This window comes from Hylemonella sp. GW821-FHT12C09 (assembly GCF_058807395.1).
In genome coordinates this window covers 160,712-184,222 of sequence record NZ_JBXAQQ010000007.1, presented here as the reverse complement: position 1 = coordinate 184,222, position 23,511 = coordinate 160,712, and the positions used below count along the sequence as shown (strand labels likewise).

The following is a 23,511-nucleotide window of genomic DNA, read 5'->3' as shown; positions in this document are numbered from 1 at the left end:
GATCGTGTCAGAGAGCGCCCAAGTCGCGGCGCTTCTGTTCGAACTCTTCGCGATCGATTTCGCCGCGAGCGTAACGCTGCGCCAGGATGTCCAGTGCCGAGGTGCCCTCGGTAGGCGGTGCGCGTCGACCGGGCCCGGCGGTCAACCAGCGCAGCAGCACGATCACGACCACGATCAGCAGCGCCCAGAACAGCAGCATGCCGAAGCCCATGCCGAAAAACCACGGACCACCATAACCCCAGTTGCCGTACATCATGAGGATGCTCCGATGTGTTCCACCGCCCGGGCTCAGTCGTCGTCGCCCATCATCCAGCCGCGGCGGTAGCTGCGTAACTGGTCTTTCTGCTCCTTGCTGAGCAGGGCTTCGATGCGGTTGTGGGACTCGATCGAGGCTTCCAGCAGCTGGCGACGCAGGTCGGCGATCTTCATGGACTGTTTGCCGATGGCGGCCGGGTCGCGCTTCTCGGCCGCGAAGAGGTCACGCAGCCGGGCTTGCTCGTCCATCAGCTTGCCCATGGTGTCCCAGTTCTTGCGCCGCGTTTCGTCCCGGATCTGGTTGATGCGGGTCTGCTGCTGTTCGTTCAGGTCCAGCGCTTGCAGGGGGCCGAGGCCCATGCCGCCCATCATCCCGGGCCCATAGCCATAAGCCTGGCCCTGGCCGCGCATCATGCCCGGGCCATAGCGGCCCTGACCGGGGCCGCCGTAGCCGCCCATCATGCCGGGGCCGTAGCTTTCCCGCGGAGATTCGCTGCGCGCGGGCTGGGCCTGCACTTGCGGGACTGCGGTACCGAGTGCAGCCAGTGCGGTCAGCGTCATCAGAATATGCCTGTATTTCATGAGTCGCTCCTTGGAGAGTGGAATGCGGCACATGCGCCGCCTGTGTGCGAAATCGCCACCGCACCAGCATAGGAACTGCTGGTGTGGAATACCAGAGAATTCAGCGCCGGAATGCACCGGTATTGACGGACATCAAGTATCCGTGCCCACCGGCTGGCCTCAGGCGACGCGGTGGTACCAGAGCATCGAGAGGCCGGCGCCGGCCAGCATCAGCACCGCGGCCAGCAGGGCCAGCAGGGCCGAGACCTCGGTTTCCTTCTTCTCCACGCTCAGGCGTGAGCTCAGCGTCTCGTAGACCTTCTTCAGGTCCTCGGCCGTGGCGGCGTGGAAGTACTCGCCCTGGGTGCGGTGGGCGATGGCCTTGAGGGTCTCCTCGTCCAGGCGCACGTGCATGGACCAGCCTTCGAAACCGATGGTCTCGCCGTTCACCGTGCCCACGCCTACGGTGTAGATACGCACGCCGCGGTCGGCGGCCATCTTGGCGGCTTCCATGGAGTCGATGCCGGTGGTGCGCTGACCGTCGGTCAGCAGGATGATGGCGGCCGAGCCGTAGGAGCCGGGCGCCACCGGTATGAACTCCTTGACGGCGGCCGCCGGCTGGTCGATGGAGACACCACGCCAGCGCTCGCGCCCGTAGGTCAGGTTGCCGATGTCGATGCCGGCATCCGGAAACAGCGTGGCCAGCGAGAGCACGATGCCGTTGCCGATGGCGGTGCCGCGCTGCAGCTGGAAGCGGTCGATGGCCGAGACCAGGTCTTCGCGGTTGTGCGTGGGGATCTGCGCGACCTGGGCCGAGCCGGCAAAGGCCACGACGCCCACCTTCACGTTGCGCGGCAGTTCGGTCAGGAAGGCCTTGGCCGCGTTCTGCGAGGCGACCAGCCGGTTGGGCAACACGTCGGCCGCGCGCATGCTGCCCGAGACGTCCATGGCCAGCATGATGGTTTCCTGCTGCGTGGGCAGCACGATCACTGCCAGCGGCCGCGCCGCCGCCAGCAGCAGGGCGGTGATGGCCAGCAGCAGCAGGGCCGGCGGCAGATGGCGCCGCCAGGTGGATTGCTGGCCCATGGCCTGCCTGACCAGGCCCAGGCTGGCGTAGCGCAGCGCCAGCTTGTGCTTGCGCCGCAGCAGCCAGAGGTAGAGCAGCACCAGCAGCGGCACGATCAGCAGCAGGAGCAGCATATGGGGCCAGAGAAAGTTCATGGCGACACCTCCGCAGGGGTGCTGCGCACCAGCCGCAGGTGGGCCGGTGGCGGGGCTGACCGCGCCCGGCTGCGCTGGCGGCGCAGCTCGGCAAAGCGCAACAGGGTGGACACCAGATCGTCGTCGGTGGCCAGCTCCAGCGTGTCCACACCGGCGCGTGCGAGCGTCTGGCGCAGGGCCTCCTCGCGTTGCGCGGCCAGCTGCGCAAAACGCGCGCGAAAGCCCGGGTCGTGCGTGTCCACCAGCAACTGCTCGCCGGTTTCGGCGTCGCGCATGGGCAGCAGGCCCAGGTCGGGCAGTTCCTGTTCCAGCGGGTCGTACAGGCGCACGGCCAGCACCTCATGGCGCAGGGCCAGGCGCGCCAGCGGCTGTTCCCAGCCACCTTCACTGATGAAGTCCGAGAGCACGAAGACCGTGCTGCGCCGGCGCATCAGCGCGGCGCTGTGTTGCAGCAGGTCCTGCAGTCGGGTGACGCCGGGGTAGTTGTTGTTGTCCGGCGCGGCAGGGGTTTGCAAGCGTTGCAGCAGCTGCAGCACGTGGCGCCGACCGCTGCCCGGCGGCAGCACGGCCTGGAGGCCACCGTTGTAGAGCACGGCGCCCACCCGGTTGCCGTGGCGCGTGAGCAGGCGCGCCAGCACCGCCACGAAGTCGGCCAGCACCTCGCGCTTGGCGCGCTCCCCCGAGCCGAAATCCACCGAGGGGCTGAGGTCCAGCAGGAACCAGGCGCTCATCTCGCGGTCTTCGGTGTAGACGCGCACATGCGGCACCTGCAGCCGGGCGGTGACGTTCCAGTCGATGTGGCGCACGTCGTCGCCGGGCTGGTACTCACGCAGGTCGGCCAGGTCCAGGCCGGCGCCGCGCAGCAGGGTGCGGTAGTCGCCCTGCAGCAGGCCGTCGAGCCGGCGCAGCACCGTCCACTCCAGGCGGCGCAGCGACTGCTCGGCGGATTCGGGGGTGGGGTGGGCGTTTTGCATCTCAGAAACTCCAGCCCGCCATTTGCGAGTTGCAACGCATGAGGCGATCCAAGCGGGGAACGCCGTGGAACCGGCTTCGCCGGGCTACTGGCGTTGCCCCATTGAGGGGGGGTGCGGCTACACGTAGTGAGCAAGTAAGGGGGGGGAGCATATTTATGCGGCTTTCGGTTCGTGCTCCAGGACCTTGACCGGCAGCGGTACATGTGCCATGAATTTGTCGATCAGCGCATCGGCGTCCAGCGCTTCGGAGAGCGCTTCGTAGGACAGCACCAGGCGATGGCGCAGCACGTCGTGCGCCAGGTCGCCCACGTCTTCGGGCAGGGCGTAGCTGCGCCCGCGCAGCAGCGCCAAAGCGCGCGCGCCCTCGATGAGGCTGATGGTGGCGCGCGGGCTGGCGCCGTAGCTCAGGTAACGCGTCAGGTCCTTGAGGCCGGCGCGCACGGGTTCGCGCGTGGCGGCCACCAGCTTGACCGCGTACTGCACCAGGGCCGGGTCCACATAGACCTCGCGGCAATGGCGTTGCAGGGCAGCCAGCTGGTCCGTGGTGCTGACGGCGCTCACGGCCACGGCAGCGCCGGTGACACGCTGCACGATGACGAATTCTTCTTCTTCGCTGGGGTAGTCCACCTTCACCTTGAACATGAAACGGTCCACCTGCGCTTCAGGCAGGGGGTAGGTGCCTTCGGTCTCGATGGGGTTCTGCGTGGCCATGACCACAAAGGGGGCGGGCACCGGGTAGCTGGTACCGGCGATGGTCACCTGGTGTTCCTGCATCACCTCCAGCAGCGCGCTCTGCACCTTGGCCGGCGCGCGGTTGATCTCGTCGGCCAGCAGCAGGTTGGCGAAGACCGGACCCAGCGCGGTGCTGAACTCGCCGCTTTTCTGGTTGTAGATGCGGGTGCCCACCAGGTCGGCCGGCACCAGATCGGGCGTGAACTGGATGCGGCGGAACTGCCCCTGCACCACCTGGGCCAGGGTCTTGATGGTCAGGGTCTTGGCCAGGCCGGGCACGCCTTCGACCAGCAGGTGGCCCTGGGCCAGCAGCGCCACCATGACGCGCTCCAGGAAACGGTCCTGCCCGACGACCACGCGCTTGACCTCGTAGAGGATCTGCTCCATGAGGCGGGAGGTCTCGGCAGCGGTGTGGGAGCTCTTGTCCATGAGGGCCTTTCCAGCGTCTGTTCAGAAGGGATGCATGCCGACGGCCGAGGCCGCGTTCTCGATGGGCACGGCAAAGCCGATGCCGATGAAGGTGCGTTGTTCGGACGGGTTGAGGATGGCGGTGACGATGCCGACCACCTCGCCGTCCATGGTGACCAGGGGCCCGCCCGAGTTGCCGGGGTTGGCCGCCGCGTCGAACTGGATCAGGTTGCCGATCTGCTGCTTGCCCTCGTGCGAGCGGAAACTGCGCCCGAGCCCCGAGACCACGCCGCTGGAAACCGAGGGGCCGATGCCGAAGGGAAAACCCACAGCCACCACGCCGTCGCCGGGCTGCAGATCGGCGGTGGAGCGCAGGGTGGCGGCGTGCAGGTCGTCGGGCAGCTTCTGGGCCTGCAGCACGGCCAGGTCGTTGTGGATCTGCGCGCCCGTCATGTGGGCGCCCGATCGGGTGCCGTCATGGAAGGTGAGTTCGATGCGGTTGGCGCCGGCCACCACGTGCAGGTTGGTGAGGATGACGCCGCTGTCGACGATGACCACGCCGCTGCCCAGGCCGTGTTCCTTCTCTTCGCCGTCCTTGTCCGTCACGAAGCCGGCGACGCGCACCACCGAGGGTGCCACGGCGGCAGCGGCCCGGGCGGCCGGGGAGGGCAGGTTGGCCGTCTCCAGCGTCTTGAGCACGGCCGCGTCGATGTCCTTCTGGGTCAGGCGGCGTTGTGGGGTGGCCGGAAAGAAGGTCTGTACCAACAGCGCCAGCAGGGCGGCCAGGGCCAGCCAGCGCCAATGCTGCTCCTGCCAGCGCGGCAGTCGCTCGCGCCAGCGACGAGTGGAAACGAGAGGGGTGTCGTCCGCAGCAGGCAAGGCCGGGTCTGGCGCGGCGGCGGGGCCGCGCGGCGAACGGCTGTACAGGGCAGGCTGGCGCATGCGTACACCTGGGGTGTGAAACCGCCGGGGCGGCGTTGATCAGACGGTAGCACGGCTGGCCGTTTTTTGCATGCGTACCGACCCGCGGCGTACCGCTGTTTGCGGCATCATCCGTTTATGACTGGATGGATCGACACCCATTGCCACCTCGATGCGCCTGAATTCGCCGCCGACGTGGCCGCCGTGCGGGCCCGTGCACGAGAACGGGGCGTGGTGCATTGCGTGCTGCCGGCCGTGCAGGTGCCCCACTTCGCCGACGTGCGCCGCCTGGCCCATGCCTTCGGCGACAGCTATGCCCTGGGCATCCATCCGCTGTACGTCAAACAGGCACAGGACGAGGACCTGGCACGCCTGGACGCCGCCCTGGCCGAGTACCGAGACGACCCACGCCTGGTGGCCGTGGGCGAGATCGGGTTGGACTATTTCGTGCCAGAACTGTCTGAGAGACCGTTGCGCGAGCGCCAGGAACACTTTTATGTGGAGCAGCTCAAGCTGGCCCGCAAGCATGGCCTGCCGGTGATCCTGCACGTGCGCCGATCCGCGGACATGCTGCTCAAGGGCCTGCGCGCCGTGGGGAATGGCAATCCATGGCAGGGCATCGCCCATGCCTTCAACGGCAGCCTGCAGCAAGCCCAGGCCTTCATCGACCTGGGGCTCAAGCTGGGTTTTGGTGGGGCGCTGACCTACGAGCGCGCGCAGAACCTGCGCCGGCTGGCGACCGAGCTACCGCTGGAGGCCATCGTGCTGGAGACCGACGCGCCGGACATGCCGCCGCATTGGCTGTACGCGACGGCAGAGCAGCGAGCGGCGGGGGAAGCGCAGGGGCGCAACGAGCCAGGGGAATTGCCGCGGATTGCGGAGGTGCTGGCTGGATTGCGAGGACTGGACCCGGCAACGCTGGAGCGACAGACGCGCGAGAATTCAAAGGTGGCCTTGCCGCGCCTGCAGGCGGCGAGCGCAGCGTCGGCATGAGTTCTCGACGCCTGCATGGCCTGCCGCCGCTGGTGGGCCCTGGGACCCGACTGCTCGTCCTCGGCAGCTTCCCCGGCATCGCTTCCCTGCGGGCGCAGCAGTACTACGGGCATCCGCAGAACCATTTCTGGAAGATCCTGCAGGCCTTGTGGCCGCAGCATCCTCTGCCTGGACCGGACGCGTATGAGCGGCGTTGTGCCTGGTTGCTGGCACGCGGCGTGGGCGTCTGGGACGTGTACGCGAGTTGCGAACGCGAGGGCAGCCTGGACACGGCCATCCGCAATGCCGAGGTGAACGACTTCGCACGCCTCAAGGCGCACTGCCCGCAGCTGCAGTTGATCGTGCACAACGGGGGTGAGAGCTATAAGCACGCGAAGCGGGTGCGCGGCAGTCTGGGCGTGGACCATTTCCCGCTGGTGAAGCTGCCGTCCACGAGTCCGGCGAACGCGAGCTGGAGCTTTGAGCGCAAGCTGGCGGCCTGGCGGGAGGCGTTTTTGCAGGCGGAGTTGTTGTGATTCGTTAGTTTTTTTGACTGGCGTCGCTTGATCTGCCCCCCACTCATCCCCCCGCCCTTCTCTACCCCCGCCGGGGTAGAGAAGGGAGCCTGGATTTTGCTTTTGGCTTTCTGGCTACGCTTCTAAGGTGAGTGAGGTCGCGATACGGGTTGGAGCGCCTCGATTGCCTGCTAACGGTCGTAGAGAACTCAAAGGAATCTGAAAACCACGGCTGGCTGCTGCGCCAGCCAGCAACGAGACAGGAAGACGCAGCGTAATCTTGCCTCGTGCACGGCAGGCCGCATGCGGCTACCGTTCTGGGCGTAGCGATCAGCCACTTTTGACTACGACCGTAGATCCGAAATTCAGGCGCCCCAAAAGCGGTGGCGGCGTCACGCGTCGTAGAAGCGTAGCCGGCGCGCCCAGGTCAAATCAAGGCCCCCTTCTCTACCCCGGCGGGGGTAGAGAAGGGCGGGGGGATGAGTGGGGGGCAGACCAAGCGACGCAGTCAAAACTCGCAGCCATCGTGCAAAAAAGTCAAAGCGATAATCCTCCCACCTTGACCAAGAAGCACCCCCCCCTCCCCGAAGTCCAGTTCTCCGACGAGGGCCCCATCCGTCATCTCCACCTGGATTCGATCTGGATCCAGGGCTCCATGGACACGCGGGACCCGACGCGCCTGGTGCACGAGTACATCCAGCGCATGATGGCCTGGACCTTGTTCGTCGAGCCCGACACGGTGGCGAAGCGCCAGGCCATGCAGCTGGGCCTGGGGGCGGGGTCGCTCACCAAGTTCTGCGCCAAGGTCCTGCGCATGAAGACCACCGCCATCGAACTCAACCCGCAGGTGTTGCACGCCTGCCGCGGCTGGTTCAAGCTGCCGGCGGACACGGCGCGCATGCAGGTGATCCTGGCCGATGCCGCGCAGGAAATCCAGAAGGCCGAATGGTTTGGCACGGTGGACGCCTTGCAGGTGGACCTGTACGACCACGAGGCCGCCGCGCCGGTGCTCGACAGCGCCGAGTTCTATGCCCATTGCCGCCGCCTGCTGACGGAGGAGGGCTGCATGACGGTCAACCTCTTCGGGCGCTCCTCCAGCTACACGAAGAGCGTGGACAAGATCACCGCTGCCTTCGGCAAGGAGGCCGTCTGGGCCTTCAAGGCGACGCGCGAAGGCAACACCGTGGTGCTGGCCCAGCGCACGCCTTCGCGCCCGACGCGCGCCATGCTTGCCGAGCGGGCCGAAATCATCCAGACTCAGTGGGGCCTGCCGGCGCCCAAATGGCTGCGCGGCTTCAAACCGATTGCTGACCTGTAAACACCCATGAGCGCCCAGCCCAAACTCAAGAGCCTGTCCAAGTCCGAGCACGTGGGGCCGGTGGACTGGCGCCGCCTGGTCGAGTGGCTGCTGGCCGACGGCGTGATCGCCGAGGATGAGGCGCAGCGCACCATCGCGCGCTGCTCGCAGGCCGAGAGCGCCCAGCATCCGCTGCTGCGCCTGGCCAGCGTCTCGATCCGTCGTGCCGTGGACCACAAGCCCCTGGACGTGGAAAGCCTCACGCAGTGGCTGGCCGGGCGGGCCGGGCTGGATTACCTGCGCATTGACCCGCTCAAGGTCGACGTGGGCAAGGTGGCCGACGCCATGAGTGCGGCCTACGCCGAGCGGCACCGCGTGCTGCCGGTGCAGGTGCTGCCCACCGAGGTGGTGGTGGCCACGGCCGAGCCCTACATCACCGATTGGGTGGGTGAGGTGGAGCGCCAGACCCGCCGCAGCGTGCGACGTGTGATCGCCAGCCCGGGCGAGATCACGCGTTACACCGCCGAGTTCTTTGCCCTGGCCAAGTCGGTGCGTTCGGCCATGAAGTCGGGCAGCGGCAATACCGGCTCCAGCTTCGAGCAGCTGGTGGAGCTGGGCAAGAGCAACAAGCAGCTCGACGCCAACGACCAGAGCGTGGTGCAGGTGGTGGACTGGCTGTGGCAGTACGCCTTCGACCAGCGCGCCAGTGACATCCACCTGGAGCCACGGCGCGAGCAGGGCGTGATCCGTTTCCGCATCGACGGCGTGCTGCACCCGGTCTACCAGATGCCCATGGGCGTGCTCACCGCCATGACGGCGCGCATCAAGCTGCTGGGCCGCATGGACGTGGTCGAGAAACGCCGTCCGCAGGACGGCCGCATCAAGACGCGCAACCCTGGCGGCGACGAGGTGGAGATGCGGATTTCCACCCTGCCCACGGCCTTCGGCGAGAAGATGGTCATGCGCATCTTCGACCCGGACACCACGGTCAAGGACCTGGCCGAGCTGGGGTTCAGCCCGCACGACGCGCAGCGCTGGGAGGCGCTGGTCAAGCGGCCGCACGGCATCATCCTCGTCACCGGCCCCACCGGCTCGGGCAAGACCACCACGCTGTACTCCACGCTGAAGCGCGTGGCCACGGAGGAGGTCAACGTCAGCACGGTGGAAGACCCGATCGAAATGATCGAGCCGGCCTTCAACCAGACCCAGGTGCAGCCGCAGCTGGACTTCGGTTTCCCCGAGGGCCTGCGCGCGCTGATGCGGCAGGACCCGGACATCATCATGGTGGGCGAAATCCGCGACCTGGAAACCGCCGAGATGGCGGTGCAGGCCGCGCTGACCGGCCACCTGGTCTTCTCCACCCTGCACACCAACGACGCGCCATCGGCCATCACACGGCTGATGGAGCTGGGCATCCCGCCCTACCTGCTCAATGCCACCGTGCTGGGTGTGCTGGCGCAGCGCCTGGTGCGTACCCTGTGCGCGCAGTGCAAGGTGCGCGACGAGGCGGCCACCAGGGAGCACCTGGCCGAGATGGTCAAGCCCTGGAACATCAGCGGCGGCTACAAGCCCTTCAAGCCGGTGGGCTGCGTGGACTGCCGCATGACGGGTTTCCAGGGACGCATGGGCCTGTACGAGCTGTTGGTCATCTCCGAAGCCTTCAAGGACAGGGTCAGCAAGGAGCCCAACATCGAAGCGCTCAAGCGCCAGGCCGTGGCCGACGGCATGCGCCCGCTGCGCCTGGCCGGTGCACTGCGCGTGGCCGAGGGGCTGACGGTGATCGATGAGGTGCTCGGCGCCACGCCGCCGCTCACCTGAGTCAGGCCGCTGCCTGACCTGCGCCTGACCGGTGCACCGCTACGGCGCACACCGGTCCTCAACCTAGGGTATTCCCTGCTGGCTGCCCCGTGCTACCGGGGGAGGCATAGGTGTAATCCACATCCGGCATGAGCGTTATTCCGGGGCAGAATCCCGTGTGTTTCGGGCGCGGCCCGTAGGAGACAATTTCGTGAGATTCATCAAGAGTGAAAAAGATTTTTACTCCGGCCTGATGTTCACCATCGTGGGTGGTGCATTTGCCATCGGGGCAACCACCTACAACATCGGCACGGGCGCCCGCATGGGCCCCGGTTACTTCCCGCTGCTGCTGGGCATCATCCTGGCCGCCCTGGGTGCGCTGATCATGTTTCAGGGCGTGGTGTCCAAGTCGGAAACGGGCGACAAGCTGGGCGGCATGGCCTGGCGCCCGCTGCTTTACATCATTGGCGCCAACGTGCTCTTCGGCATCCTGCTCGGCGGCCTGCCCAAGTTTGGTATCCCCGCCATGGGCCTGATCGCTGCCATCTACGGGCTCACCATCACGGCCAGCCTGGCCGGCGACGTGTTCAAGCTGCGCGAAGTGCTGATCCTGGCCACCATCCTGGCGGTTGTCAGCTATGGTGCGTTCGTGAAACTGCTCAACCTGCAGTTCCAGGTCTGGCCTGCTTTCATCACGGGTTGAGGAGTACAAGACCATGGAATTCGAACTTTTCAACAACCTTGCGCTGGGTTTCGGTGTCGCCTTCACCTTCCAGAACCTGCTGTATGCCTTCATTGGCTGTCTCCTGGGCACGCTGATCGGCGTGCTGCCGGGCGTGGGCCCGGTGGCCACCATTGCGATGCTGCTGCCGGCCACCTATGCGCTGCCGCCGGTGGCTGCGCTGATCATGCTGGGCGGCATCTACTATGGCGCCCAGTATGGCGGCTCCACCACCGCCATTCTGGTGAATCTGCCGGGTGAATCATCCTCGGTGGTGACCGTGATCGACGGTTACCAGATGGCGCGCAAGGGCCGCGCCGGTCCGGCGCTTGCTGCGGCCGGCATGGGTTCCTTCTTTGCCGGTTGCGTGGGCACGCTGATCCTGGCCGCTTTCGCGGCGCCGCTGACGGAAGTCGCCTTCAAGTTCGGTCCGGCCGAGTATTTCTCGCTGATGGTGCTGGGCCTGATCGGCGCCGTGGTGCTGGCCTCGGGCTCGCTGCTCAAGGCCGTTGCCATGATCATCCTGGGCCTGCTGCTGGGGCTGGTCGGCACCGACGTGAACTCGGGTGTGGCGCGTTACTCCTTCGACATCCCGGAGTTGACCGATGGCATCGGCTTCATCGTGATCGCCATGGGTGTGTTCGGCTACGGCGAGATCATCGCGAATCTCTCGCACCCCGAGGACAAACGCGAGGTGTTCACCTCCAACATCACCCACATCTATCCGTCCAAGGAAGACTTCAAGCGCATGGTCCCGGCGGTGCTGCGTGGCACGGCCCTGGGCTCGATGCTGGGCATCCTGCCCGGCGGCGGCGCGCTGCTGTCGGCCTTTGCGGCCTATTCCATCGAGAAAAAGACCAAGCTCAAGCCGGGCGAGGTGCCTTTCGGCCAGGGCAATATCCGCGGCGTGGCCGCGCCCGAAGCCGCCAACAACGCCGGTGCGCAGACCTCCTTCATCCCGTTGCTGACGCTGGGCATTCCCCCCAATCCGGTGATGGCGCTGATGGTCGGTGCCATGACCATCCACAACATCCAGCCCGGCCCGCAGGTGATGACCAGCAACCCCGAGCTGTTCTGGGGCCTGATCGCTTCCATGTGGATCGGCAACCTCATGCTGATCGTCCTGAACCTGCCGCTGATCGGCATCTGGATCAAGCTGCTGTCCGTGCCCTATCGCTGGCTGTTCCCTGCCATCGTGCTGTTCTGCGCGGTGGGCGTCTACTCCACCAACAACAACACCTGGGACGTGTGGATGGTGGCCATGTTCGGCGTGATCGGTTACGGCTTCATCAAGCTGGGGGTCGAACCCGCCCCGCTGCTGCTGGGCCTCATCCTGGGGCCGATGATGGAAGAGAACCTGCGTCGCGCGCTGCTGCTGTCGCGTGGTGACTGGAGCGTGCTGGTCACGCGTCCCCTGTCGGCTGGCCTGCTGGCTGCGGCGCTGTTGCTGCTCATCATCGTGACGCTGCCATCGATCAAGTCCAAGCGCGAGGAAGCGTTCGTCGAGGACTGAGTTTTCAGCCCTTCCCCGACCAGAACGGCACCCATGGGTGCCGTTCTTGCCTTTCCGGAACCCCCTTCAGAGGAGCGACCCAGATGAAGTTCAAAACCCTGCTCGGCCTGCTGGCCGTCGGTCTGAGCCTGTCGGTCTCGGCCCAGACCTGGCCGGCCAAGCCGGTGCGCCTGGTCGTGCCTTTTCCCGCGGGCGGCGCCACCGACATCCTGTCGCGCGCGCTGTCCCAGGAGCTGGCGAAGAAGCTGGGCCAGTCCATCGTGGTCGACAACAAGCCCGGCGCCGGCGGCACCATCGGTGCGCTGGCCGCGGCGCAGGCCCCGGCCGATGGCTACACCCTGCTGCTCACGACCTCCAGCACGCACAGCATCGGCCCGGCCATCAACCCCAGGATGCCCTACAACGCCGAGGCGGACTTCACGCCCATCGTCTATGTGGCCAGTTCACCGCAGGTCATCCTGGTGCCCATGAGTTCACCGGCCAGGACCCTGCGCGAGTTCATCGAGCATGCGCGCAAGAACCCGGGGCGGCTGAACTACGCCTCCAGTGGCAACGGCACCATCTCCAACCTCTCCACCGAGAACTTCAAGGCCCAGTCCGGCACCTTCCTCGTGCACATTCCCTACCGCGGCACCGGCCTGTCGATTGCCGATCTGATCAGCGGCAAGGTCGACGTGCTGTTCGACTCCGTGGTCTCGGGCATGCCGCATGTGCGCGACGGCAAACTGCGTGCCCTGGCCGTGACCAGCCCCAAGCGCAGCACGCTGGCGCCCGAGCTGCCGGCGGTGTCCGAGCTGCTGCCGGGCTTCGAGTCCGTCACCTGGTTCGGCGTGTACGGCCCGCGCGGCCTGCCGCCCGAGATCGTGGCGCGCGTCAATCAGGCAGTGAATGCCGCCCTGGCCGAGCCGGAACTCAAAGAGCGTTTTGCCCGTCTGGGCGCTGAAACCACCGGTGGCACGCCGCAGGCCTTCGCGGCCGTGGTGAAGGCGGAGTCGGTCAAATGGAAAAAAGTCATCACCGAACGAAAGATCACCGCGGATTGATGAAGCCCCCCTGTGTCGCCCCTGAGGGCGCCTTCCCCCGGTGGGGGACAACGCCAGCAGCCCGGCGAAGCCGGTTCTGCGGCGTTCTCGAAAAAGCCCGTGCGTTCATGTGAATGAACGGAGCAAAACAGGACCCATGACATCATGAACTTCAACTACAGCACCCCCTATCCCAGCACGCGCCTGCCCGTCTTCGCGCGCAACGTCGTCTCCACCTCGCACCCGCTGGCCGCGCAGGCCGGCCTGCGCATGATGCAAAAGGGCGGCAATGCGGTGGACGCGGCCATTGCCGCGGCGGCGGCCATGATGATCTGCGAGCCGGTCAGCAACGGCCTGGGCAGCGATGCCTTTGCCATCCTCTGGGATGGCAAGGAACTGCACGGCCTCAACGCTTCCGGTCGCGCGCCGCAGGGCTGGACACCCGAGTACTTCAAAAACAAGTACGGCGACGGCGCCAAGACACCCCCGAAGCGCGGCATCGACGCCGTCACCGTGCCCGGTGCCGTGGCCGGCTGGGTGGCCTTGAGCGAGCGTTTCGGCAAGCTGCCCTTTGCCGACCTGCTGGAGCCGGCCATCGAGATCGCCGAGCGTGGGTACCTCATTCCCGTGGTGGTGCAGCAGAAATGGGCTGCCGCCACGCCCGAACTGCAGGGCGTGCCGGGTTTTGCCCAGTCCTTCCTGCCCTGGGGCCGTGCGCCGCAGGTGGGTGAGCTGTTCCAGTTCAAGGCCGCCGCGCGCGCCTTGCGCGCCATCGCGCTGACCAAGGGCGAGGCCTATTACCGTGGCGAGATTGCTCAAGCGCTGGCGAAATTTGCCGCCGAGTGCGGCGGCGTTCTCAAGGCCAGCGACCTGGCCGCCTACCAGCCGGAGTGGGTGCAGCCCCTGGCCAAGAATTACCGCGGCTACACCCTGCACGAGATCCCGCCCAATGGCCAGGGCATCGCCGCGCAGATGGCCCTGGGCATCCTGGACAAGTTCGACCTGGGTTCCCTGCCTGTGGACAGCGTCGATTCGCAGCACCTGCAGATCGAGGCCATGAAGCTGGCCTTTGCCGATGTCTATCGCTATGTGGCCGAGCCCTCGGCCATGCAGGTGACCCCCGCGCAAATGCTCGATGACGCCTACCTGGCCAGTCGTGCCAAACTGATCGACATGAAGAAGGCGCAGGACTTCAAGGCCGGCAACCCGGTCAAGGGCGGCACCATCTACCTGACGGCGGCCGACGAGAACGGCATGATGATCAGCTTCATACAGAGCAACTTCATGGGCTTCGGCTCGGGTTGCGTGGAGCCGACCTTCGGTATCAGTCTGCAGAACCGCGGCCACGGTTTCAACGTGGACGCCAATGGTCTGAACACGGCCAACCTGGTGGCGCCGGGCAAGCGGCCCATCCATACCATCATCCCGGCCTTCCTCACGAAAGACGGCCAGCCGGTGATGAGCTTCGGCGTGATGGGCGGCAATATGCAGCCGCAGGGCCATCTGCAGACCCTGGTGCGCATGCTGGACTACGGCCAGAACCCGCAGACCGCCTGTGACGCGCCGCGCTGGCGCTACAACGCGGGCTTCGAGATCAACGTCGAGGCGACCATGCACCCGGCTACCGTGCAGGGCCTGTCGGCGCGCGGCCACCGCATGGAGGTCATCAACGATTCCTACCAGGACTTCGGCGCCGGCCAGTTCATCTGGCGCGCCGGCGACCCCAAGGTGCAGGGTTACGTGGCCGCGAGCGACGCGCGACGCGACGGGCAGGCGGCCGGTTTCTGAGCTTTCCGACGTGCCGGCACAGAACGCTAGCAAGAACATAGCAACCGGTCTCATGCTGGCGATGGCGGGTGCCATCGCCTTCAGCGGCAAGGCCATCATCGTCAAGCTGGCTTACCGTTACGGGGTGGATGCGGTCACGCTCATCATGTACCGCATGCTGTTTGCGCTGCCGCTGTTTGCGGGCATGGCCTGGTGGGCCAGCCGCGGCCAGGCCGCGCTCACACGGCGCGACGGTTTGGGTGTGCTGGGCCTGGGATTTTGCGGTTATTACCTGGCCAGCTTCCTGGACTTTGCGGGCCTGGCCTACATCACAGCCTCGCTCGAGCGTCTGGTCCTGTACCTCACCCCCACCATCGTGCTGCTGATCGGCCTGCTGTTCTACGGCCGGCGCGTCAGCCGCGCGCAGCTGGGTGGCGTGCTGATCAGCTACGCGGGCGTGATGCTGGTTTTCGGACGTGAGGTCACGCTGGCCGGGGCCGACGTCGCCTGGGGGACGCTGCTGGTCTTCCTGAGTGCCGTCAGTTATGCGCTTTACCTCAGCTACAGCGGGGAGCTCGTGCAGCGCCTGGGTTCGCTGCGTCTCGTCGGCCTGGCCACCAGCGCGGCCTGTCTGTTCTGCATCCTGCAGTTTCTGCTGCTGCGCCCTCTGTCGGCCGCGCAGGTAGCGCCCGAGGTGCTCTGGCTCTCCTTGCTCAACGCCACGGCCTGCACGGCGGTGCCGGTGCTGCTGGTCATGATGGCCATCGAGCGCATCGGCGCCGGCGCGGCCGCGCAGGCTGGCATGGTCGGGCCGATGTCCACCATCCTCATGGGCGTGTGGCTGCTGGGCGAACCCTTCACCGGCTGGGTGGTGGCCGGTACCGTGCTGGTGCTGGCCGGCATCTTCGTCTTCAGCCGGGCTGCGCGCCTGCCCGCAGACTGAAGGCCTGGCCACGGCGACGACGCGACAGTCCACGTATCATTTCTTTCATTCGACTTTTACTCACAGGAAAACATCATGGATCTCGGCATCAAAGGCAAGTGGGCGCTGGTCGGTGGCGCAAGCAAAGGTCTGGGCTACGGCTGTGCGCAGGCGCTGGCGCGTGAAGGCGTCAACGTGGTCATCGTGGCGCGCGGCGCCGAGGCGCTGAATGCGGCGGCGGCCAGCCTCAAGGCCGAGGCCCCCGGCGTACAGGTGATCGCCGTGCCGGTGGATATCACCACGGTGGCCGGGCGTGAAGCCATCTTTGCCCAGCGCAAGGACTTCGACATCGTCGTCACCAATGCCGGTGGCCCACCGCCCGGCGACTTCCGCGACTGGGACCGCGAGGCCTGGATCAAGGCGGTGGACGCCAACATGCTCACGCCGATCGAACTGATCAAGGCCACGGTGGACGGCATGGCCGCGCGCGGCTACGGCCGCATCGTCAACATCACCTCCAGCGCGGTGAAGGCGCCGATCGACATCCTGGGCCTGTCCAACGGCGCGCGCAGCGGCCTGACCGGCTTCGTCGCCGGCGTGGCGCGCAATGCACGGATTGCCGCCAAAGGTGTGACCATCAACAACCTGCTGCCCGGTGCCTTCGACACCGACCGCCTCAAGCACACCATGGCGGGCGCGGCGCAGAAGACCGGCAAGCCCATCGAGGACATCGCCAATGCGCGCCGCATGACCATCCCGGCCCAGCGTTTCGGCACACCCGAGGAATTCGGCGCGATCTGCGCCTTCCTGTGCAGCCAGCACGGTGGCTACATCAACGGCCAGAACGTGCTGGCCGACGGTGGCGCCTATCCGGGCACGTACTGAGCCGGTCCGGCCCGGCGCGGCCCGTGGCCGTATCAGCGGGTATTCCAGCCCGTTTCGTAACCCGCCGCGCCGTGCGATGGCGCGGCTGAGTGGCGAGAGGCGTGTCCCTGCCTTATCCGGTGGGTTAAGGGTTTTCCCTTGCTTCCCTTAGAATGCGGATGCGGGTAACTGCTTTGCGCCGGTCACCTGTGTCCTTGGCGGGCGCCTGACGCAGGTCCTGCCAGTCAGTCCGACTACCCCCTGTGATCCCTGTCTGACCGCGCCTATGCGGAGGACGCGATATTCCGATCGCGTTTTGCGAACCGGGTGGGTCATGTCATGAATAGATGGAATTGAATGATGATGAAACAGAAGATCTCCTTGGGAGTTGCCGCCGCATGGCTGGCCGCGACCGCATGCGGCGCCTGGGCCGATACGTTCACAGGGGCCGGCTCGTCCGCCGCCGCGCCGATCTACCGCAGCTGGGGTGCCGCCTACGAGCGCGCCACCAGTCACAAGCTGGCCTATGACTCGGCCGGCTCATCGGCCGGTGTGCGCAAGATCAAGGCGCGCGAAGTGGCTTATGGTGCGACCGACGTCGCACCGACACGCGCAGAACTGGACCGGGACGGGCTGCTGGTGTTTCCGATCGCCATCACGGGCATTTCGCCCGTGGTGAACCTGCCCCGGATCGCCGACGGCCAGCTGCGATTGAATGGCACCGTGCTGGCGCGCATCTTCATGGGGCAAGTCGCCCAGTGGAATGCGCCCGAGATCGCCCAGCTCAACCCGGGCCTGGCCTTGCCCAATCTGCCCATCAAGGTCATCGTACGCAGTGACGGCTCGGGCACCACCTACAACTACACCGACTATCTGGCCAAGGTGCACCCGGACTGGCAGGCGCAGTTCGGCGTCAAGAACAGCATCACGTGGCCCGGACACTTCATCGCAGCGAAAGGCAGCGAGGGGGTTTCCACGGCGGTGCGCGAAACGGTCGGTGGCATCAGCTATGTCGATTTCGGTTATGTGCGGGACTACCAGCTCACCCCGGTGCAGCTGGTCGATGCCACGGGCGAATTCCTCAGCCCGTCCAGCGACAGCTTCCGCACGGCGCTGTCGGCCAGTGACTGGGTCAGCAGCGGCAACTTCACGACCACGCTGACGAACATGAACCGACGCGGTGCCTGGCCCATCACCATGGGAACCTTCGTTGTCGTGCCGCAGGTGGCCGAGAAGCCGCAGGATGTCCTGCCCGCCCTGAAGTTCTTCGCCTGGTCATTCATGCACGGTGACGAACTGGTGCAGCGGAGCAGTTTCGTGCGCTTGCCCAACCGCGTGCAGGCGGCGGCCTTCAGGATCATTGCGTCTGTCAAGGACAAGACCGGCAACCCGATCGGCATGCAGGCCACCGGGTTCTGACTGTCTGCCACCTTCAGCGCCTTGCCGACGACACCACGATGCCGCAGACGATGAGCACGAAGGCAGCGCCGTGGTACAGCTGCGGCAGCTCGCCCAGCAGGGCGGCAGACATCAGCGCCGCGAGCAGGGGCGTGAGGTTGCCGAAGAAGCTGGCGACCGTGGGGCCGGCGCGTTGCACGCCGATGCCCCAGGCGCGGTAGGCCAGCAGGGCCGGCCCCACGGCCACGAAGACCAGGGCAGCGGTCAGCGGCCAGCCCCAGGTGATGGATTGGTCCACCACAGCCCATTCGCCGGCGGCAAAGAGGGCCGACCAGACCAGGCCAAAGACGATTTGTGCCATCAGGAACGCCGCCCAATCGCCGCGGATGGTGTGCGGCTCGCCGCCCGGGCGCGCCAGCATCCAGCTGTAGAAAGCCCAGCAGATGGACGCGATCAGGATGTAGATGTCGCCCGGCAGCAGCTGGACCTGCAGCAGCGTGTCGAGGTGGCCGCGGCTGAGCACCAGCAGCACGCCGCTGATCGAGAGCAGGGCGCCCAGCAGCTGGCGCCTTGATACGGGCGCCGCAAAGAACAGGCGGCCGATGAGTTGCATCCAGATCGGCATGCTGGCGGCCACCAGGGTGACGTTGATGGGCGAGGAGGTCTTGAGGGCCAGGTACTGCAGGGCGTTGTAGGCGCCCACGCTGAGCAGGCCCAGCATGGAGAAGCGCCGCCAGTGTTGCCACATCCCGCTGTCGCGCTTCAGGACCCAGGCCGCCAGGGGCAGCAGGATCAGGCCGGCCAGCGCCCAGCGCAGCAGGTTGAGCATCATGGGCGGCACGAGTTCGCCCACCATGCGGCCCACCACGGCGTTGCCCGCCCACATCAGGGGCGGGAGGGTCAGGAGCAGGGCGGTGGAGGGGCTGAGTCGGGTGTGCATGGGTTGGCACTGTAGCAAGCCCCGGGCCGGGGCGCTGTCGTCCTGCTCGTTTGGCCCTGCTGGCGGCGGGCACTCGTATGCTCACGTAGAATTTTGCGCAACACAAGGAGACAGACATGAGCCAGTTCAAATCCCGCGCCGTGCGCATCGATCAGCACGGCGGCCCCGAAGAAATGAAGATTGCCGAGGTGATGGTGGGCGAGCCCGGCCCCGGCGAGATCCGCATCCGCCACAAGGCCTGCGGCCTGAACTTCCTGGACGTCTACCAGCGTACCGGCGTCTACCAGCTGCCCATGCCCCTGCAGCTGGGCATGGAGGCCTCGGGCATCGTCGAGGCGGTGGGGGAGGGTGTGACGCACCTGAAGGTGGGCGACCGCGCCGCCTACGCCAGCCAGCCGCCCGGCGCCTATTGCCAACTGCGCGTGATGCCGGCCAAGTGCGTCTGCAAGCTGCCCGACAACATCGACTTCGAGACCGGCGCGGCCATGATGCTCAAGGGCCTGACCGTGCAGTACCTGCTCAACAAGGTGCGTCCGGTTGAAGGGCTGCAGCCCGGCGATCACATCCTCTTCCATGCGGCTGCCGGTGGTGTGGGCCTGATCGCCTGCCAGTGGGCCCGCGCCCTGGGCCTGCAGCTGATCGGCACCGCCGGTTCGGCCGCCAAGTGCGAACTGGCCCGGGCCAACGGCGCGGCGCACGTGATCAACTACGCGACCGAGGACTTCCAGGCGCGCGTGAAGGAGATCACCGGTGGCAAGGGCGTGAAGGTGGTGTACGACTCGGTCGGCAAGGACACCTGGGACAAGTCGCTGGATTGCCTGCGCCCCTTCGGCCTGATGGCCAGCTTTGGCAATTCCTCGGGCGTGGTGCCGCCCTTTGCCCCGGGCAGCCTGGCGGCCAAGGGCTCGATCTACGTGACGCGCCAGACCCTGTTCACCCACATCGCCACGCGCGAGAGCACGCAGGCCATGGCCGACGACCTGTTCGCCATGGTGGGCAGCGGCAAGGTGAAGATCAACATCGCCCAGCGTTACCCGCTGGAGCAGGTGCAGCAGGCGCACCGCGACCTGGAAGCCCGCAAGACCACGGGCAGCACCATCCTGACGCTGTGAGCCGGGCGCTGCTGCCTTACCTGGACAGGACGTTCTAGCGCAGCAGCGTCAGCACCATGCGCGGCATCTGGTTGGCCTGCGCCACCATGGCCGTGCCGGCGTTCTGCAGGATCTGGGCGCGCGACAGCGCCGCGGTCTCCTGGGCGAAGTCGGCATCCAACACGCGTGAGCGGCTGGCCGACATGTTCTCGCTGCTGAGCTGCAGGTTCTGGACGGTGGTGTCGAAGCGCGACATCTGCGCCCCCAGCTTGGCGCGGGTGCCGCTGACGTAGTTCAGCGCCTTGTCGATCTGGCGCATGGCCAGGCTGGCGTTGTCGACCGAGGTGACGTCCACGTTCATCAGGCCCAGCGAACCCAGGTTCATGCCGCCGATGGCGGTGGCTATGGTCTGGCCCGCATTGGCGCCGACCTGGAAGCTCAGGATGTTGCCGGTGCCGCCGGCCTTGCCCAGCTCTTCCCAGGTCTCGGTGAAGCCCGAGAGGACATCGACACCGCTGCGATTGCCGAAGTCCTGGACCACGCTCTTGGCGGTCTGGACGGGGCCGCTGTCGACATCGAGGCCGCCGATGGCCCCGGTATCGCTGTTGCTGAAGTCGAAGCCGGCAACGAAACCGGCCTTGTTCGCATTGAAGTCGGTCACGAAGGCAGCCTGGCTGGCGTAGGCGCCATGGGTGGCATTCACGAACGCGTCGTTCAGCGTCTTGCCGGCGTTGTTGTGCAGGTACTGCAGCATGTCCTGCACGCCGTCGCCACCGGCTGCCTGGATCTTTTCATGCAGGTAGCGGATGGCCACGTAGGCCGACGAATAGTCCACGCTGCCGCCACCCCAGGCGCTGATGTTGTCGGCCAGCGTGGCGGCGATGCCGTCGGCCTGTACCCGCTCCTCGGCGCCGTGGATGAACTCGGCCGCGCCTTCGAGGAACCAGGTGGCGGTGCCGTCGTTGGCCAGTTCGCCCCAGCTGGCGCCGGTGGCCATGACGGCATGCACCATCTCGTGCGCGATGATGCGGTCGTTGTAGAAGGGGGCGTTGCCGCCGTTGGGCAGGTTGGGTGGCACGAAGTCCGCCATGTCGATCTGCATCTTGATGTCCGTGCCGGGCCCGCTGGCGCCCACGGACGATACGACCCGTGCGGCCGTGTTGCCGGCCGCATCGGTGAAGGTGGTGAGCTCGATGCTGATGGCATTGCCCTTGCCCATGATGCCGTAGGCCTGGCTGATCATGTTCTCGGCCACCTCCAGCCAGCCGCCCTGCAGGCCTTCGATGACGGCATCCTGGTCGGTATTGCTCAGGCCGGTCACCTTGTTGCGGCTCTGGTCGAAAACCTTGAGCGTGTTGAACTCGGTGGTCCGCCCGATGCGGTCGATCTCGGCGGCCAGCTGGTTGACTTCCTGTTGCAGGGACTGCCGGTCCGAGGCCGAGTTGGTGGCGTTGGCCGATTGCACGGCCAGCTCGCGGATGCGCTGCAGGTTGCCGGTGATGGTGGTGGCGGCGCCCTCGGCCGTCTGCAGCATGGAGATGCCATCGTTGGCATTGCGGATGGCCTGGTTCTGGCCTCGGATCTGGCTGGTGAAACGCTCGGAAATGGCCAGGCCCGCCGCGTCGTCGCGGGCGCTGTTGATGCGCAGCCCGCTCGACAGGCGTTGTATGGAGGTGGCAAAACTCGACTGACTCGTGCCCAGATTTCTCTGGGCCGTCAGCGACAGCATGCCGGTGTTGATGACCATCCCCATGACAGGTCCTGTGGCTCCAAGTCAATTGCAGATTCCCTGGGCGCACGGCCCAGGCACGGTTCGCCCGCAGGAAAGACCGCCTCTGCACTGTTTTCGACAACTGGCCGGGAAACTGGGGCTTTATTTTTGGATGCGGGAAAGCGCTGACACGACAGGACTAAAGCTCGTCGTCTTCGTGCCGATGGCTGCGCCAGATCGAGCGGCCCAGCCAGAGCGCGCCGATGCCCGCGCCCAGGAAACCCAGCAGGCCGAAGGCCGGCAGGCCCAGCAGGGTGGGGCCGCCACCCACCGTCATGACGATGGAGGAGCCGATGATGAGCGCCGCAATGATCAGCGCCAGCGAGATCCGGTTGGCCGCGCGGTCGAGCTGCTTGCCCACGTGGCGCAGCGAGCGGCTCTCGATGTCCAGCCCCATGCGTCCCTGGCGCGCCTTGCGCATGAGGCGGGAGAGGTCTTGCGGCAGTTGCTCGGCCACCTCCATCAGGCGCAGCCAGGAACCCCAGACGCGCCCTGCCATCGCCCGGGGGCGGTAGCGCGCACGCACCACCTGCTGCAGCAGGGGCAGGGCCTCGGCGGCCATGTTGAAGTTCGGGTCCAGGCCGCGGCCCAGGCCCTCCAGCGTGATGAAGGCCTTGATCAGCAGGGCCAGGTCGGCGGGCAGGGCCAGGTGGTTTTCGCGCAGGATGGCCGTCACGTCCACCAGCATGCGGCCCAGGCTCAGCTCGGCCAGCGGGGTACCGTGGTATTGGTCGAGGAAGGCCTCGATATCGCTTTCCAGCCGTTCCACCGGCACGGTCTGGCCGTCGCGGGTCCAGTCCAGCAGCACGTCCACCACCGTTTGCGGCTCGCGCTGAACCAGGCCCAGCAGCAGCTTGAGCAGTTGCTGGCGCCGGCGCATGGAGAGGTGGCCCACCATGCCGAAATCGATGAAGGCGAGCCGGTTGTCCGCCAGGTAAAAGACGTTGCCCGGGTGCGGGTCGGCGTGGAAGAAACCGTCTTCCACGATCATCTTGAGCACGGCCTGCGCGCCGCGCCGTGCCAGCAGGCGACGGTCCAGCCCGGCCTGGTCCAGCTGGTCGAGAGCGTGGCCGGCGATCCCCTCTACGTAGTCCTGCACATTGACGCGTTCATGCGTCCAGGCCCAGTGGATGCGGGGGATCTGCACGAAGGGCAGTGCGGCCATGTTGCGCGCCAGGCGTTCGGCATGACGGCATTCGCTGGCCAGGTCGAGTTCGCGTTGCAGCGAGCGGCCAAACTCGCGCAGCAGCTGGCGCGGGCGGTAGGGTGCAAGCGCCGGCAATTCGATTTCAGCCAGCGCGGCCAGGCGGTCGAGCAGGCGCAGGTCGGCCTCGATCACTGCGCGGATGCCGGGGCGGCGGATCTTGACGACGACCTCGCTGCCGTCCTGGAGCTGGGCGCGGTGCACCTGGGCGATGGAGGCGGCCGCCAGCGGCTCGGGGTCGAAGCGGGCGAACACGGCCTCGGGCTCGCCGCCCAGATCTTCGCGCAACTGCGCGCGCAGGGCGTCCAGCGGCAGGGCCGGCACATGGCTGTGCAGTTTCTCGAATTCGGCGATCCACTCGGGGCCGAACATGTCGGCCCGGCCGGCCAGGATCTGGCCGAGTTTCACGAAGGTGGGACCCAGTTCCTCCAGGGCCTTGCGCAGCTGCACGGGCGGCGGGAGGTGGGCCAGGTCGGCGGCGTGGTCCCAGTGCAGGCGGTGGCCGGCCTTCTCCAGCACATCGGCCAGGCCCCAGCGGCGCACCAGCTCGCCCAGGCCATGGCGCACCAGCACGCCGGCGATCTCGTTCAGGCGCCCCAGATTGCTGCGCCTGACACCGTGGACCGCTGAAGTGTTCATGGTCGG

At 66.7% G+C, this 23,511-nt stretch carries 21 protein-coding genes; 12 read left to right on the top strand and 9 right to left on the bottom strand.

Features of this window, described 5'->3' with window-relative positions; translation table 11 throughout:
• Positions 1-7: 7 nt before the first annotated feature.
• The 6 genes from AC1RRP_RS13300 to AC1RRP_RS13275 all read right to left on the bottom strand — a co-directional run bounded on the left by AC1RRP_RS13300 (position 8) and on the right by AC1RRP_RS13275 (position 5,093).
• Positions 8-256: an SHOCT domain-containing protein gene (locus AC1RRP_RS13300; RefSeq protein WP_493036868.1), complete on the bottom strand. Its 249-nt coding sequence runs from the start codon at positions 254-256 to the stop codon at positions 8-10.
• 32 nt (positions 257-288) lie between these two features.
• Positions 289-837, bottom strand: coding sequence for a Spy/CpxP family protein refolding chaperone (locus AC1RRP_RS13295; RefSeq protein ID WP_493036866.1), 549 nt, complete (start codon positions 835-837; stop codon positions 289-291).
• 159 nt (positions 838-996) lie between these two features.
• On the bottom strand, positions 997-2,037 hold the full coding sequence (locus AC1RRP_RS13290; RefSeq protein ID WP_493036864.1) for a VWA domain-containing protein: 1,041 nt from the start codon (positions 2,035-2,037) through the stop codon (positions 997-999).
• A complete protein-coding gene (locus AC1RRP_RS13285) occupies positions 2,034-3,011 on the bottom strand; it encodes a DUF58 domain-containing protein (RefSeq protein WP_493036862.1) in 978 nt (325 codons plus the stop codon). Before AC1RRP_RS13285 ends, AC1RRP_RS13290 begins: the two co-directional genes overlap by 4 nt.
• Positions 3,012-3,164: 153 nt before the next feature.
• Positions 3,165-4,172, bottom strand: coding sequence for an AAA family ATPase (locus tag AC1RRP_RS13280; RefSeq protein WP_493036860.1), 1,008 nt, complete (start codon positions 4,170-4,172; stop codon positions 3,165-3,167).
• Positions 4,173-4,193: 21 nt separating this feature from the next.
• Positions 4,194-5,093 (bottom strand): S1C family serine protease, encoded by a 900-nt coding sequence (locus AC1RRP_RS13275; protein ID WP_493036858.1) that lies wholly within the window; start codon positions 5,091-5,093, stop codon positions 4,194-4,196.
• Between the two features lie 117 nt (positions 5,094-5,210).
• Here AC1RRP_RS13275 and AC1RRP_RS13270 point away from each other — a divergent pair, with 117 nt between their 5' ends.
• The 11 genes from AC1RRP_RS13270 (at position 5,211) to pstS (ending at position 17,881) form a co-directional block, all read left to right on the top strand.
• Entirely contained in the window at positions 5,211-6,065 is an 855-nt protein-coding gene (locus AC1RRP_RS13270; RefSeq protein ID WP_493036856.1) for a TatD family hydrolase, read from the top strand.
• Positions 6,062-6,580, top strand: a complete 519-nt coding sequence (locus tag AC1RRP_RS13265; RefSeq protein WP_493036854.1) for a DNA-deoxyinosine glycosylase — start codon at positions 6,062-6,064, stop codon at positions 6,578-6,580. The genes AC1RRP_RS13270 and AC1RRP_RS13265 overlap by 4 nt, the downstream gene beginning before the upstream one ends.
• Positions 6,581-7,118: 538 nt before the next feature.
• The gene (locus AC1RRP_RS13260) at positions 7,119-7,877 is read left to right on the top strand and encodes a class I SAM-dependent methyltransferase (protein ID WP_493036852.1); all 759 of its coding nucleotides are present in this window, start codon (positions 7,119-7,121) and stop codon (positions 7,875-7,877) included.
• Between the two features lie 6 nt (positions 7,878-7,883).
• Positions 7,884-9,674 (top strand): type IV pilus assembly ATPase TfpB, encoded by a 1,791-nt coding sequence (tfpB, locus tag AC1RRP_RS13255; RefSeq protein ID WP_493036850.1) that lies wholly within the window; start codon positions 7,884-7,886, stop codon positions 9,672-9,674.
• A 232-nt stretch (positions 9,675-9,906) separates the two neighbouring features.
• Positions 9,907-10,356, top strand: a complete 450-nt coding sequence (locus AC1RRP_RS13250; RefSeq protein ID WP_493037098.1) for a tripartite tricarboxylate transporter TctB family protein — start codon at positions 9,907-9,909, stop codon at positions 10,354-10,356.
• 13 nt (positions 10,357-10,369) lie between these two features.
• Positions 10,370-11,887, top strand: coding sequence for a tripartite tricarboxylate transporter permease (locus AC1RRP_RS13245; protein WP_493036848.1), 1,518 nt, complete (start codon positions 10,370-10,372; stop codon positions 11,885-11,887).
• A gap of 83 nt (positions 11,888-11,970) precedes the next feature.
• Positions 11,971-12,930: a Bug family tripartite tricarboxylate transporter substrate binding protein gene (locus tag AC1RRP_RS13240; protein ID WP_493036846.1), complete on the top strand. Its 960-nt coding sequence runs from the start codon at positions 11,971-11,973 to the stop codon at positions 12,928-12,930.
• A gap of 144 nt (positions 12,931-13,074) precedes the next feature.
• Complete coding sequence (locus AC1RRP_RS13235) at positions 13,075-14,697, top strand: gamma-glutamyltransferase family protein (RefSeq protein ID WP_493036844.1); 1,623 nt, start codon at positions 13,075-13,077, stop codon at positions 14,695-14,697.
• A 52-nt stretch (positions 14,698-14,749) separates the two neighbouring features.
• Positions 14,750-15,619, top strand: a complete 870-nt coding sequence (locus AC1RRP_RS13230; RefSeq protein WP_493036842.1) for a DMT family transporter — start codon at positions 14,750-14,752, stop codon at positions 15,617-15,619.
• A gap of 75 nt (positions 15,620-15,694) precedes the next feature.
• Positions 15,695-16,483, top strand: a complete 789-nt coding sequence (locus AC1RRP_RS13225) for an SDR family oxidoreductase (RefSeq protein WP_493036840.1) — start codon at positions 15,695-15,697, stop codon at positions 16,481-16,483.
• Between the two features lie 342 nt (positions 16,484-16,825).
• Complete coding sequence (gene pstS / locus AC1RRP_RS13220) at positions 16,826-17,881, top strand: phosphate ABC transporter substrate-binding protein PstS (protein ID WP_493036838.1); 1,056 nt, start codon at positions 16,826-16,828, stop codon at positions 17,879-17,881.
• Between the two features lie 13 nt (positions 17,882-17,894).
• Here pstS and AC1RRP_RS13215 read toward each other — a convergent pair whose 3' ends face one another.
• A complete protein-coding gene (locus tag AC1RRP_RS13215; protein ID WP_493036836.1) occupies positions 17,895-18,800 on the bottom strand; it encodes a DMT family transporter in 906 nt (301 codons plus the stop codon).
• Positions 18,801-18,916: 116 nt separating this feature from the next.
• Here AC1RRP_RS13215 and AC1RRP_RS13210 point away from each other — a divergent pair, with 116 nt between their 5' ends.
• Positions 18,917-19,912, top strand: coding sequence for a quinone oxidoreductase family protein (locus tag AC1RRP_RS13210; RefSeq protein WP_493036834.1), 996 nt, complete (start codon positions 18,917-18,919; stop codon positions 19,910-19,912).
• 34 nt (positions 19,913-19,946) lie between these two features.
• Here the strand turns inward: AC1RRP_RS13210 and AC1RRP_RS13205 are convergent, their stop codons facing one another.
• Complete coding sequence (locus AC1RRP_RS13205; RefSeq protein ID WP_493036832.1) at positions 19,947-21,644, bottom strand: flagellinolysin; 1,698 nt, start codon at positions 21,642-21,644, stop codon at positions 19,947-19,949.
• 157 nt (positions 21,645-21,801) lie between these two features.
• Complete coding sequence (locus AC1RRP_RS13200; protein ID WP_493036830.1) at positions 21,802-23,505, bottom strand: ABC1 kinase family protein; 1,704 nt, start codon at positions 23,503-23,505, stop codon at positions 21,802-21,804.
• Positions 23,506-23,511: the final 6 nt, after the last annotated feature.